Origin of the sequence: Fictibacillus sp. UD, from assembly GCF_043558025.1 — a bacterium.
Classification (GTDB): domain Bacteria; phylum Bacillota; class Bacilli; order Bacillales; family Fictibacillaceae; genus Fictibacillus.
Genome location: NZ_JARUHH010000003.1, coordinates 14289 through 28600 on the forward strand (window position 1 = coordinate 14289; position 14312 = coordinate 28600).

12 protein-coding genes are annotated in these 14312 nt (G+C 39.4%); all 12 read left to right on the forward strand.

Going from position 1 to position 14312, the window contains the following annotated elements:
- Positions 1-5: 5 nt before the first annotated feature.
- The 12 genes from dinG to P8610_RS06450 all read left to right on the forward strand — a co-directional run bounded on the left by dinG (position 6) and on the right by P8610_RS06450 (position 14257).
- Positions 6-2813: an ATP-dependent DNA helicase DinG gene (gene dinG, locus P8610_RS06395; protein ID WP_394603623.1), complete on the forward strand. Its 2808-nt coding sequence runs from the start codon at positions 6-8 to the stop codon at positions 2811-2813.
- 203 nt (positions 2814-3016) lie between these two features.
- The gene (locus P8610_RS06400; RefSeq protein ID WP_394603624.1) at positions 3017-3457 is read left to right on the forward strand and encodes a YybH family protein; all 441 of its coding nucleotides are present in this window, start codon (positions 3017-3019) and stop codon (positions 3455-3457) included.
- A gap of 116 nt (positions 3458-3573) precedes the next feature.
- The gene (locus tag P8610_RS06405) at positions 3574-4101 is read left to right on the forward strand and encodes an AAA family ATPase (protein ID WP_394603625.1); all 528 of its coding nucleotides are present in this window, start codon (positions 3574-3576) and stop codon (positions 4099-4101) included.
- Positions 4102-4449: 348 nt separating this feature from the next.
- The gene (locus P8610_RS06410; RefSeq protein ID WP_394603626.1) at positions 4450-6978 is read left to right on the forward strand and encodes a cyanophycinase; all 2529 of its coding nucleotides are present in this window, start codon (positions 4450-4452) and stop codon (positions 6976-6978) included.
- Between the two features lie 524 nt (positions 6979-7502).
- Positions 7503-7673: a YpmA family protein gene (locus P8610_RS06415; RefSeq protein WP_082820684.1), complete on the forward strand. Its 171-nt coding sequence runs from the start codon at positions 7503-7505 to the stop codon at positions 7671-7673.
- Positions 7674-7685: 12 nt separating this feature from the next.
- Positions 7686-8171, forward strand: coding sequence for a DUF5590 domain-containing protein (locus P8610_RS06420; RefSeq protein WP_289495344.1), 486 nt, complete (start codon positions 7686-7688; stop codon positions 8169-8171).
- A gap of 24 nt (positions 8172-8195) precedes the next feature.
- Positions 8196-9380, forward strand: coding sequence for a pyridoxal phosphate-dependent aminotransferase (locus P8610_RS06425; RefSeq protein WP_394603627.1), 1185 nt, complete (start codon positions 8196-8198; stop codon positions 9378-9380).
- A 75-nt stretch (positions 9381-9455) separates the two neighbouring features.
- Complete coding sequence (gene asnS / locus P8610_RS06430) at positions 9456-10748, forward strand: asparagine--tRNA ligase (protein WP_394603628.1); 1293 nt, start codon at positions 9456-9458, stop codon at positions 10746-10748.
- 251 nt (positions 10749-10999) lie between these two features.
- A complete protein-coding gene (locus P8610_RS06435; RefSeq protein ID WP_394603630.1) occupies positions 11000-11713 on the forward strand; it encodes a DnaD domain-containing protein in 714 nt (237 codons plus the stop codon).
- A 52-nt stretch (positions 11714-11765) separates the two neighbouring features.
- Positions 11766-12437 carry an endonuclease III gene (gene nth / locus P8610_RS06440; protein WP_394603631.1) on the forward strand — a complete coding sequence of 224 codons (672 nt, stop codon included), beginning with the start codon at positions 11766-11768 and terminating at the stop codon, positions 12435-12437.
- Between the two features lie 147 nt (positions 12438-12584).
- The gene (locus P8610_RS06445) at positions 12585-12938 is read left to right on the forward strand and encodes a YpoC family protein (protein WP_394603632.1); all 354 of its coding nucleotides are present in this window, start codon (positions 12585-12587) and stop codon (positions 12936-12938) included.
- Positions 12939-12994: 56 nt separating this feature from the next.
- Positions 12995-14257, forward strand: coding sequence for a glycosyl hydrolase family 18 protein (locus tag P8610_RS06450; RefSeq protein WP_394603633.1), 1263 nt, complete (start codon positions 12995-12997; stop codon positions 14255-14257).
- The last annotated feature ends 55 nt before the right edge of the window (positions 14258-14312 follow it).

Below are 14312 nucleotides of genomic sequence, written 5' to 3' on the forward strand. Positions count from 1 at the left end.
AGGCTATGACACGGCGATATGTCGTTATCGATTTTGAAACAACAGGAAATTCAGCAGCAAAAGGAGACCGAATTATCCAAATTGGTGCGGTCGCCGTTGAGGAAGGGCAGATAACGGACAGATTTTCGACGTTCATCCAGCCAGGAGTTCCCATCCCCCCATTTATTGAACAATTGACGGGCATCAACGACGAAATGGTAAAAGATGCCCCGTTGTTTGAAGAAGTGGCACCAAAGCTCCTTCAGATGTTAGAAGGAGCTTATTTTGTTGCTCATAATGTTATGTTTGATTATTCATTTCTGCAAGGTGAGCTAGACCGTTCTGGTTATTCCAGATTATCCATGCCGCTGATCGACACAGTCGAGATGTCGAGGCTCCTTCTGTTAGGAGCAGACGGTTATCAGCTCGGCATGCTTGCTGACTATCTCGGGTTAGAACATGTTAACCCTCACCAAGCAGACAGTGATGCAGAGGTGACGGCAAGACTTCTCATTCATCTTTTAGAAAAGCTTGAAAACTTGCCTTTAGCAACGCTCGAGCGGCTCAATCCCTTTTTAAAGAAGCTGCAAAGTTCTTTAGAAAGCATTGTTGGAGATATGATTGCTGAAAAGTCCGCTTTTTTAGCAGATGAAGAGACATATGATTTCTACCGAAAACTTGCATTAAAGAGAAAACCAGATGCCGTTCAATTGGTAGATGGCGATTTTAAAGAGTTTAAAGACGAGGAAGTGCAGGATCAGCTTCAGCAGCATATGCAGCATTATGAAGTTCGGAAAAGTCAGCAAAGAATGGTTGAACTAGTCGACGAAGCGCTTCATACGAGTCAGCATCTTGTCATTGAAGCAGGAACGGGTGTTGGTAAATCATTAGGCTATCTTATTCCAGGTATCCGTTATGCTAAGGAAAAAGACCGCCCGCTTGTCGTTTCCACACATACTGTTCAGCTGCAGCAGCAGCTTTTAGAGCGAGATGTTCCGCTTTTAAAAAGGATCATGCCATTTGATTTTACAGCAACACTTCTTAAGGGAAGGAACCATTATCTTTGTTTAAGAAAATTTGAACATACCTTAATGGACAACCATGATGATAACTATGATATGAACTTTACAAAAGCACAGTTGATCATCTGGCTTACTGAAACTGAAACAGGTGATGTTGAAGAGCTGTCGATGGCATCTGGAGGCAAGCTGTTTTGGAACACGGTCAAAAGTGATGCCAATTCGTGCTTGAACCACCGATGTCCTTGGTTCTCAAGATGTTATTATCATAAGCAGCGCAGAGCGGCTCATGAATCAGATCTTGTGATTACGAACCATGCTTTGCTGTTTACTGATTTAAAATCGGATAATCAGCTGCTGCCCGCTTATAAAGAAGTAGTGTTAGATGAAGCACATCACGTTGAAGAAGTCGTAAGTGATCATTTTGGGAAGGAAACGGATTATTTTTCATTCGTTAAGCTGCTTGACAGACTTTCACAAACGGATGGGGACGGAATGATGAACACGTTCAGAGAGATCTGTGACTTGCTTGAAATTCCAAAGTATGAGCATCACCTTGCGAACTGGGATACTCTGTTTTCAGACGTGAAAAATGAACTGGACGAAATCTTTAAGCAGATCAAATCCATTTGCTTAAGAAAAGCGAAATCTTCTCGAGCTACAGAGTTAACGAGACTTACTCTTCGATATACAAAAGAAGATATTGAAACAGCGGTCTGGGAACCTGTTTTAGAGATGGAAGAGAGAGCTCGTCAGTTTATTGCGGATCTTGTAAAGCCGGTAAAACGAGTATTAAAAAGTCTTGATCAATACGAAGACCATTTAACAGTGCAACAAAAAGGGTTTTTAGTGGATCTTGAAGGTATACTTAACGACCTGCAAGACGAGATGACGAACCTGCACCACCTTTTGTCGTGTCCGCTTTCAGAAGAAGTGTATTGGATGGAAGCTGAATCTAAAGGACCGAGACATGCAGTCACCCTTTTTGCAAAACCAGTAGAGATCGACCAGATCTTAGCTGATAAATTCTTTGGCAAGAAAAGTTCAGTTGTACTGACTTCTGCAACCATGAGTGTGAAGAACAGTTTTCGCTATTTGTCTGAAAGGCTCGGACTTCTTGATTTTGGTCCAATAAGCGCTCAGCTGCCTTCACCTTTTCAGTATGAACAACAAGCTAAACTGATGGTGCCAACAGACATTCCGCTCATAAATGAAGTTGATCAAAAAACGTTTGTTTCTAAGATCTCATCATCTCTCTATGAGATCGCAAAAGTGACAAAGGGTCGTATGCTCGTACTTTTTACTTCTTATGAGATGTTAAAAGAGACGCATGCAGCATTTAAGAACATGATGGTTTCTGAAGAGTTCGTTCTGATCGCACAAGGCGTTGACTCTGGAAGCCGGGCTCGTCTCACGAAGAACTTCCAGCGTTTTGATAACAGCATTCTGTTTGGTACGAACAGTTTTTGGGAAGGAATCGACATCCCAGGTGATGATTTATCCTGTCTCGTAATCATCAGACTGCCGTTTACTCCGCCGGATCAGCCCGTGATGGCCGCAAAAAGTGAGAAGCTAAAAGCAGAAGGCGGTAATCCCTTCTACGATTTATCGCTTCCACAGGCGATCATCCGGTTCAAGCAAGGCTTTGGCCGATTAGTTAGAAGCAGCCGTGATAAAGGAGCCGTTTTCGTTTTTGATCGAAGAATGATTGAGACGAGATATGGAAAGTCGTTTGTTCAATCACTGCCAAAGCTTCCGGTTTCGATTAAGCCAATCGATGAACTCGTTTCAGAATTAGATGAATGGATGGAATAAATCGGTTCTTGAACGCTTGTTAAGATTACAAAATAGAAAATAGTAATGCAAACAGCCACCTAATTTCCTTTTGAATTAGATGGCTGTTTTGTTGATTCCATAAGATTTTTTATACTCTTATTCGTAGCAGAGTTGAAGAAGGAAAAAAGGTTTGAATATGGAAATAATAAACGAACTTAACTTTTTATAAAGGAGATGACTTTATGAAGATTTGTATTAGTACAGTTCGGGATGTACTTGAAAATTACAGAAGTGCCGTTTATGAAAAAGATGTTGAAAAATTTCTATCTATCTATGCTTCTGATGTACATATATATGATTGCTGGGGTAACTGGGAGTGTAAGGGTATTTCTTTATGGAGAGAAAATGTAATGAAGTGGTTTAATGGATTTAGTGAAGACAAAGATTTACTAAAAGTAGATTTTAAGGATTTAACTATTGAGGAAAATACTAATGTTGCTTTTGTTTATTGTGCTGTCACATTCGCTGCTTACAGTGAAAAATCGGGAGAGAAACTTCGTCAAATAACAAACCGTTTTACATTTGGCTTAAAAAAAGTAAATGACTCTTGGTATATAACACACGAACATTCATCATTGCCAATAGATATGGATAGTGGAAAAGGGATGTTTAACCTAAAATAAATCGGTAATAGGAAAAGATATGTAAAACGATTTCAGACAGAGATCTCTGTGGGTTATATTCCACAGTCAGATGCAGCAGGGATTGTATATGTTTATACCTATCAGGGGGTATCTATATGTTTGAAAAGTTTAACTTTGATCTGATATATCGTGAACGTGATAATCTAACCCCTTTAGTCGTAATGATGTGTGGAGTGGCTGGTTCTGGAAAAACAACATTCGCACAACAGCTTGAAAAAGAAGGTTTTGTACGTCTTTCGATTGATGAAGAGATATGGGCAACGAATGGTCGCTATGGTATTGATTTCCCACTTGAAAAGATCGAGGACTTTAAGAAGGATGCAGAAAGAAAATTGCGAAACCGATTAATAGAACTCATTCATGAAAAACAACACGTGGTGATTGACTTCAGTTTTTGGGATCGTGATAGGAGAAACCTCTATAAACAAATGATTGAAAAAGCCGGCGGTAAATGGAAGCTTGTTTATTTGAACGTACACCCTGATAACTTACGTGAGCGACTTAAGATAAGAAGTCAACGATTTGATGCGAATTCTTTCCCGATTACAGAAGAGACTTTAATTTCCTACCTTAAAGGCTTCGAAACTCCAAAAGGTGAAGGAGAAATTGTGATTGAGAATTAGAGGATTTCTTTTTAATACATTCAATATGAATTTTACTTTTTAACGATCGGGTGCATTTCCACAATGGAAATGCACCTTTTTTTGAGGATAAAACGATCTAAGAATATAAGAACGATGTCAATAAGAACGGCATCAAAAACAGTATATTTGGTTGTGTTTTGGATTTTTTATTAAAACCTAATCATGACCAAATCAGGGTGTAATTTCTTTTGATTGTTATGGGACAAGCTCTTGCTGTTTTGGCACACAACTTGCATGTATATATTAGAATTTTCTAATAATAGGTAGCTTCCATTTTAACCTAATTTAAAAAAGGGCTATCTAAAATAATGAAGGAGAGATGCAATTTTGAACAAAAAATGGATGGCTGCAACACTATCTCTTGCACTAGGTTTAACCTTATCTACATCTTCTGTAAGCTTTGCGAAAAAAAGGGATGACATTCAAGGAAATTTAGTAATTGCAGGGGGAGCTTTAGGGAGCAGCAACAAAGAAGTTTATAAAGAGTTTATTCAACTGGCTGGCGGTAAGAAAGATGCCAAGGTTGGTATTATACCAGCAGCGAGCAGCTCTCTGAAATCATCATTAAGTTTCAAAAAAGATTTGATTTTGTATGGAGTGGATGAAGAACAGATTGAGATCGTACCTCTTGCTAATCGTGATTTTAGCGGTACACCAGAAGATGAATCCAAGTGGAGGAAGAACGCCAATAGTGACCGTATAGCAGACGAAATTGAAGACTTAAGCGCAATCTGGTTTGTTGGAGGTGATCAGCTGCGGATCACGGATACTTTAGTAAAACCGAATGGAGATCAAACGAAAGCGTTAGAAGCTATATGGAAGGTGTATCGTGAAGGAGGTGTTATCGGAGGTACGAGTGCAGGGGCAGCCATAATGAGCGATGTGATGATTACAGGTGGTGACAGCTTAGGTGCTTTAAACAATGAGTTTGTTACGAAAGATAAGGCAGGTTCTAGCCAAGAATACGAACCAGTTTATCTTGAAAAAGGTCTAGGGTTCTTTAAGTACGGTATCGTTGATCAGCACTTTGATGAACGCGCTCGCCTTGGCCGTTTAGTGATGACAGCCCTAAAAGAAAAAGCAACAGGTCAGTATGCTTATGGCGTGGATGAAGATACCGCACTTGTTGTAAACAACAAAGAAAAAACAGTGAAGGTTGTCGGAAAAAGCGGGGTATCGGTAATAGATGTAAGTAAGGCTAAAGTTATCGATTCAAAAAAAGCTCATTTCAAAGACGTTTACATCAGCCATCTCGTTTCAGGTGATCAACTAAATGTATCAACAAAAGAATTTATTGTTAGTGATCATAAAGATGTAACGAACGGATATGAATATTACGAATTTAAACCCCTCGACGCAACAGGAGTGTTTACTTCTTACGGCAGGTTAAAAGAATACATTGCTTATTCATTGGTCGATAATGCAACAACGAATGCTGTAAAGAGTTATTTATATGATTCTGCTGGTGATGGTTTTCAGCTTGTGTTTAGAAAAACAGAGAATTCAAAGGGCTATTGGGGCTATAAAGACGGACAAAAAGACGATTATTCGTTTACAAACGTCGCATTTGATGTAGAACCTAAAAAGGTGAGTTTTAAAGAAAATAAGGATGCATTCTCAGCATACAAGCCTTCAGAGTTTACAGCACCCGTCATTGATCGTTCACAGCCTGTCAAAGGAAAACTTTTGATTGCTGGTGGATCTTTAGGCAGTACAAACGCTGATGTTTATGAGAAATTTATCGATCTTGCGAAACAAAAAGAGGATTCAAGAGTTGGAATCATTCCTGCCGCAAGTTCAAGCTTAGCATCTTCAAGAAACTTCAAAGAAGATCTCGTTCGCTATGGAATGCGTGCAGAACAGATAGAGATCCTACCGCTCTCCATAACAAATGACAAAAAAACACCAGAAGATGAGTCAAAGTGGGCAGAGTTAAATAAAAATAACGAAGAACTTGCTAAAAAAGTAGAGGATTTAGATGCAGTATGGTTTGTAGGTGGAGATCAAACCAAAATTACAGCTTCTTTATTGAACGGTGACGGAACAAATTCTAAAGCATTGAATGCCATTTGGGAAACGTATAGAAATGGAGCTGTCCTTGGCGGCACGAGTGCCGGAGCTGCAATCATGAGTGATGTTATGATTGCCGGAGGTGGAAGTTACGATACCCTTGCATCTGGTTTTACAGAAACGTATGACGGCATGCTGCAGCAAGAAGGCGGACCTGGATACTTGGAACGAGGGCTTGGTTTCTTTGAGTATGGCATTGTGGATCAGCACTTTGATAACAAAGCGCGTCTTGGCCGATTAATTGCGGTCTCTGATGAAAAAGGCGATCCTGGTAAACTTTCATATGGCATTGATGAGGATACAGCTCTAGTCGTATACAACGAAGAGAAAAAAGCAGAAGTTGTAGGCAGGGGTGGGGTAACTTTAGTTGATCTATCCAAACAGGTAAAAAGTCCAGATCTTGGTCAGAGTCAGTTTAAGAATATTAAGCTATCGTGGATCAATCAAGGCGATGAGCTCGATCTTGCAACAAAGAAAATATCAATTAACGATAGCAAAGACAGCACAACAGGATATGAGTATTATGATCATAAAGTACCGCCTCATTCAGGTGTCTTGAGTGCTCACGGCGTGTTAAACAAATTCATCTCTTACAATTTAGTAGATAATGCTGGAGCAGAGAGTGTAAAAAGCTACAGTTTTAATAACGGTAAAGGATTTGAGTTGAATTTTAGAAAAACGGTTGAAACAGAGGGCTATTGGGGGTACACTGACGGGCAGAAAGATGATTATTCTTTTATAAATGTATCTTTGGATATAACCCCTGTAAACGTAAAAATAGATTAATTGAATCATGTAATTTCCCTTCAAACCGATCAGACAAAAATCTGGTCGGTTTGATCGTGTTTAGAGCTTAGACAATTGAATATGTTTGTTTTTGTTTCAGGTGTAGGGGTATATTCATTTTGGACTTTGTCGAAATTTACCAACTCGCCGATATATGAGCAAAACTCGCAGGATTATTGTTAAATCTCGCTGAATTAAGTTCGATATTTCTAGAATTAATTATGTAATATCTTGGATTAATAGCTTATATACCCAGATGGGTATAACGTAAGAGAGGAGTTTATGAACAAAAAAAGCTGCCTCCAAATTTAAAAAACAAATCTAGCTTTTTTTAATCTTTTGTATGTATTTATATTACGTTTTTCAAAAACTTTGAACGAAATTTGAAAATACATCCAACTTTATCACAACAGCTTTAAACAAGGACATTTTCCGTCCGTTTCACGGATTCTAAAGTACCACTTTCATAGAATTTCTGCTATAGTAAACAGGGATAAGATTGTAATGTATGAGGAGGAAGAACCGTGGAAAGTAAAATTGAAGTTCTTTCGACGCTAAAAGTAGACAAGTCCAGTGATTTGTACAAAGTAGTATCTGAACTGAACAAAACATTAAAGCACCAAGATTTAATGTTTGGTCTCGCGTTAGATGACGAAAATAAAAATAAGATGATTTTTACGATCTATCGCACATAGGAAGGCTTAAATATGGGAAAAAAGTGGATACTTGTTATTATTGGAATCCTTCTCTTAGCAAGCTGGCAAGCCTATTATCTTTATAATGGCGTGCAAGCCAAGCCTGCAAAGAAAGAAGCAGAAGCTGTTGATATCGCAAAAAGAGAGAAAAATCTTGTCTCGATTACAAATGTGGAACACTTTTTTAAGAATGAAACTTATTATGTAGTAGAAGGCAAGAACGAAAACGGCACAGATATGGTCGTTTGGGTCGGAAAAGATAAAGAAGTTACTTCCGAGATCGCAAAAAAAGGGTTATCAGAGAAACAAATTCTTGATTTTGTAAAAACAAACTATGATGCAAAGGAAATTATCGACAGCCGTTTAGGTATGGAAGATGGTATTCCATTGTGGGAAGTTGTTTATTATGATGATCAAGGTCGCTACACCTATTATTATGGATATTTTGAAACGGGTAAACGTTACGAAATCTATCGTCTTAAAGAAGCTGAGCAATAATAAAAAGTGGAGGGATTTAGTAGTATGAAACTTGCAAAACGTGTGGAGGCATTAACTCCTTCAACAACTCTGGCAATTACAGCAAAGGCAAACCAATTAAAATCAGAAGGGCACGATGTAATCGCACTTGGGGCAGGTGAACCCGACTTTAATACACCAATACATATTATTGAAGCTGCATATGAGTCTATGAAAGAAGGGCACACGAAATATACCGCTTCTGGCGGACTTCTTTCTCTGAAGAAAGCAATCGCAAACAAACTAAAACAAGATCAGGGATTAACGTATGAGCCTTCTGAGATCATCGTAAGTACAGGAGCAAAACATTCGTTGTACTCTTTATTCCAAGCCATTTTAGATGAAGGTGACGAGGTGATCATCCCGATTCCTTATTGGGTGAGCTACCCTGAACAAGTGAAGTTGGCTGACGGGACACCTGTTTATCTTGAAGGAAAAGAAGAGAACCAGTTTAAGATCACGTCAGAAGATTTGAAAAAAGTGATCACAAAACAAACAAAAGCATTAGTACTAAACTCTCCAAGCAACCCGACAGGATCTCTTTATTCAGCGGAAGAGCTGCGTGAGATCGGTCAAGTGTGTCTAGAGAACGATATCTTGATCGTTTCTGATGAAATCTATGAAAAACTCGTATACGGCGGAGTGAAGCATACATCAATCGCAGAGCTCTCACCTGAACTGAAAAAACAAACCATCATCATCAACGGTCTATCTAAATCCCATGCGATGACAGGATGGAGAATCGGTTTTGCTGCAGGGGATTCCAAAATCATTAAAGCAATGACGAACTTAGACAGTCATAGCACATCGAACCCGACGACAACGTCTCAACATGGTGCACTTGCTGCTTATAACGGCACTCAAGAACCTGTTGAAGAAATGCGTCAAGCTTTTGAAGAGCGTATGAACAAAGTGTACGACCGTTTGATCACCATTCCTGGGATCACGTGTGTAAAACCGAACGGTGCATTCTATCTGTTCCCAAATGCAACAGAAGCGGTCAAAATGACAGGTTTCTCTTCAGTGGATGAATGGGTAGAAGCTCTTTTAGAAGAAGAAAAAGTGGCCCTCGTTCCTGGATCAGGATTTGGTGCTCCTGACAACGTGAGACTTTCATATGCGACAAGTCTTGAAACGATCATGGAAGCGTTAGACCGAATCGAGCGTTTTATCAACTCAAAGCGCAAGTAATGATTGATTTTTAGAAAGTTCTCATTCATAATTTTTTGGTAGATATTGATATTTAGTACAGTGGAGGTACATGTAGTGAAAACGACTATAAAAAAGCTTAGTGAACATGTGGGCAAAACCGTAACGATCGGAGCGTGGCTCTCAAATAAGCGTTCTTCTGGTAAGATCGCCTTCTTACAGCTCCGCGATGGATCCGGATTTGTTCAAGGTGTTGTCGTAAAGAGTGAAGTTGGTGAAGAGATCTTTGCAAAAGCAAAAGGACTTACTCAAGAATCTAGCCTTTACGTTACAGGAACCGTTAAAGAGGACGAGCGATCTGCACTTGGTGTGGAACTTGAAGTAACAGATGTTGAAGTGCTTCATCAAGCTGTTGACTATCCGATCACACCGAAAGAACACGGAACAGAATTTTTGATGGACCACCGTCATCTTTGGATCCGTTCTAAGCGTCAGCACGCAATCTTAAAGATCCGTAACGAGATCATCCACGCGGTGAACGAGTTCTTCTACAACAATGACTTTGTAAAAGTAGATCCTCCGATTTTAACTGGAAGCTCTGCTGAAGGAACAACATCACTGTTCCACACAAAATACTTTGAAGAAGATGCTTATCTTTCACAAAGTGGACAACTCTACATGGAAGCAGCAGCCATGGCACTTGGAAAAGTATATTCATTCGGTCCGACATTCCGTGCAGAGAAATCAAAAACTCGCCGTCACTTGATCGAGTTCTGGATGATCGAGCCTGAGATGGCTTTCGTTGAACACGAAGAATCTCTTGAGATTCAAGAACAGTTCATCTCACATATCGTTCAATCAGTGATCAAACGCTGTGAAAACGAACTGAAGACACTTGGACGCGATATCTCTAAACTAGAAAACGTTAAAGCTCCTTTCCCTCGTGTTTCATATGACGACGCAATTAAGATGTTAAAGGAAAAAGGCTTTGATGATATTGAGTGGGGAGACGACTTCGGTGCGCCTCACGAAACAGCGATCGCTGAGAGCTTCGACAAGCCGGTATTCATCACGAACTATCCAAAAGACATTAAAGCGTTCTACATGAAGCCAGATCCGAACCGTGACGATGTTGTATTGTGTGCAGATCTGATCGCTCCTGAAGGGTACGGAGAAATCATCGGTGGAAGTCAGCGTATTGATGACCTTGCACTTATGGAACAGCGTTATGAAGAGCACGGATTAACTGACGATGCATACAAATGGTATCTAGAACTTAGAAAATACGGAAGCGTTCCTCATTCAGGATTCGGTCTTGGATTAGAGCGTACGGTAGCTTGGATCTCAGGAGCGGAGCACGTTCGTGAAACGATTCCATTCCCGCGTCTGCTCAACCGTTTATACCCTTAAGTTAATTTAAGAAATCTCCCAGGTCATGGGAGATTTTTTTATTTTTTTCAGCAGTATTTTAGAAGGTGAAAATGTTATTTCTATTTAGACCCTTAATGGATTTGTACACCATAAAGGCCGTTCTGCAAATTTCGAAAAAACTAGAGCCTGCTTGTGAACTTCCTACCTACTTTTTCTCAACATTCACCAGTATAGTCAAAATAAAAAAAGCTAGTTTTATATGCTATAATAGAAATAGAGGTGTTTTAAAAATGAACGGTACATTATTTGAACGATGGATGGCTGAAGGGTCGATCAGTATTCCTAACATGCTGTTAAAAACATACAAACAGATCGGTTTATCTGATAACGAATGCATGTTGTTTATACAGCTTCATGTTTTTATAGAATCAGGAAACTATTTTCCGACGCCAGACGAGCTGTCTGAACGAATGTCAGCATCCAGTAACGATGTGTCTTCAATGCTGCGTTCGTTGATCGGAAGAGGCGTTCTCGGTATGGATCAATACGAAGATAAAGAAAAAGGGGTCTATTTTGAAGCCTACACCCTACAGCCCTTATGGAACAGACTTCTTCAAAGCTTAAAAGAAGAAGAGCAGCTCCAAAAAGAGGTTCATAAGGAAAACCAAGAACAGAATGTTTTTGTACTATTTGAAAAAGAATTTGGACGTCCATTATCTCCTATGGAGCTTGAAACCCTGAAGATTTGGATGGATGAAGATCAGCAATCGCCACAATTGATTCTTTCAGCACTGAAAGAGTCCGTTCTATCAGGAAAATTAAACTTCAGATATATCGACCGTATTTTGTTCGAGTGGAAGAAAAACGGAATAAAAAGTCCAGAAGCTGCAAAAATGTACGGTGAAAAGTTCAGAGTCAGACAGCTGCAAAGATCTGGCCAACAGGATCAGCCTCGAAAAGACTCTGGACTAAAAAGACCTGCATACAACTGGCTGGAATCTTAAAACATGAAAAGGCCTTTTAGGTCTTTCTTTTTATAATAGGAGGAAAAGCTTCGTGTTAAACAAAGCACAGATTCAATTTTGTTTAGAACAGATAGAGGACATGTTTCCAGATGCTCACTGTGAGCTGAATCACTCAAATCCGTTCGAGTTAACAATCGCTGTACTTCTGTCTGCTCAATGTACAGATGCACTTGTAAATAAAGTAACGCCGAATCTATTTGCAAAATATCAAACACCACAGGATTATCTAAACGTATCTATAGAAGAGCTGCAAGATGATATCCGGTCGATCGGACTATATCGAAATAAAGCGAAGAACATTCAAAAACTGAGCGAACTTGTTTTAACTGAATACGGCGGTGAAATCCCGAAAGATCGTGATGAACTGACGAAACTTCCTGGTGTAGGAAGAAAAACGGCAAACGTTGTTGTATCTGTAGCATACGGCGTACCTGCAATTGCTGTTGATACTCATGTTGAGCGTGTATCAAAAAGGCTTGGAATCTGCAAATGGAAAGATTCTGTACTCCAGGTCGAAGAAACACTTATGAAGAAGATTCCAAAAGCCCTTTGGGGTGCCACTCATCACCGGTTAATTTTCTTTGGCAGATACCATTGCAAAGCCCAAAACCCGAACTGTCCGGAATGTCCGCTACTTTCAATATGTCGTGAAGGCAAGAAGCGGATGAACCAAAAAGAGAAGAAAAAACTGACTCAAAAATGACATAATGTCTTTTTGAGTCTTTTTATGTAAGCAGACGAAATGGATGGACAATCAACTTGGAATACGCTCTTTTAAAGAGTTACAATACGTTTAGATAAGGGATAGATAAACTCTTTTTAGTTTGCAGATAAACATGGAGGGGTTAAAATGACTCAAAATGAAAATCCAGAAAAGATATTTTTAGAATGGAAAGAGAACTCAGAGGAAATCGCTCGTTACTTTAAAGATCGCGACAGAAAACGAGCAAGAGAACCAATGGTATATTTCTTAAACCGTTTTTTATATGTTTTATATGTCGTTAACGGTCAAAGGGCAACGGAGCAAGAATTGAAGAACTGGAAAGATCATTTGAAGGGATTTAAGCATCTACCGGTCAATGCGATAGATCGACTTATTTTTATCGATGAGCAGCCAGATCATTACCAATCTTTTATCCAGCTTAGTGAGTTATTTTCAGAATGGGAAAAGAAAAGTGTCATACTTTTTAGACGAAGTACATAAGGACAAGGCTCTTGGACATATGATGATGACATGAGACGTTTTTTAGGAGGGGTATCATGCAGATTCATGTGGTGAAAAGAGGGGATTCTCTTTGGAAGCTTTCACAATACTATAAATTGCCTTGGCAAGAGCTGGCCGCGGTAAATAGACTTACAGAGAAAGATGTTCTTACTGTGGGTCAAACACTTTTTATTCCAACACCATTTACGTACACCGTACAGCCAGGTGATTCTTTAGAAGAGATCGGTAAAAGAATCGGAGTATCCGTCGCACAGCTTCAGCAGGCGAATCCAGGTGAAACAGACGAGACTTTACAAGCTGGAACCCAATTGAATGTTCCACAGAGAAGTAAGAAGACGATCATAACGAACGCGTTTGCAGAGCCTGTTCCAAAAGCAAAAGAAAACTTTACTGCAGCTGCAAAAGGATTAAGTTATATTACGATGTTTAGTTATGAAGTGAATGAAAAAGGTGTGTTTAAACCACTAAATGACACAGATTTCTTAAAAGAAGCAAAGAATAAAAATGTTCGACCAATCATGGCAATCACAAACATTAAAGACGGTGAGTTCAGTGAAGAAGTTGGAACGGCAATTTTGACGAATAAAGAAATTACGAACAAAGTAATAGACGAGTCCCTTCGTATCATGAAACAAAAAGGGTACCAGGGAATTTCCGTTGACTTTGAGTTTCTCGGAAAGCAGAATAAAGAAGCTTATAATCAATTTTTAAGAACACTGACAGAGAGGATGCACAAAGAAAACTATATCGTGATGACTGCGGTCGCGCCGAAAATTTCTGCCACTCAGCAAGGAGAATGGTACGAATCACATGATTATAAAGCACACGGGGAGATTGTGGATTACGTGATTCTTATGACTTACGAATGGGGATATAGCGGCGGTCCGCCGATGGCTGTAAGTCCACTTCCTTCTGTAAAAAAAGTGCTAGACTATGCGGTTAGTGAGATCGATCCAAAGAAAATTTTGATGGGAATCAATCTATACGGTTATGACTGGAAACTTCCTTATAAACCAGGGGGTGAGTTTGCGAAAGCTCTAAATCCTGTTCAAGCCACACAGCTAGCTGGAAAAAGGCAAGCTGCAATCAAGTACAGCCGAAAAGATGAAGCACCTTTTTATCGATATTGGGACAAAGACAAAAAAGAGCATGTCGTTTGGTTTGAGGATCTCAGGAGTATGAAAGCAAAGTTTGATGTTGTAGATCAGTACGGATTTGCAGGAGTAAGTTTTTGGAATCTTTCATTCGGATATCCTGTATTTTGGAATTATTTAGTTGACCGTTATAACATTAAGTGAGTACTGTTTACATTATTAACACAACTCAAACAGCTAAGCTTCTCGTTTTTTCCCA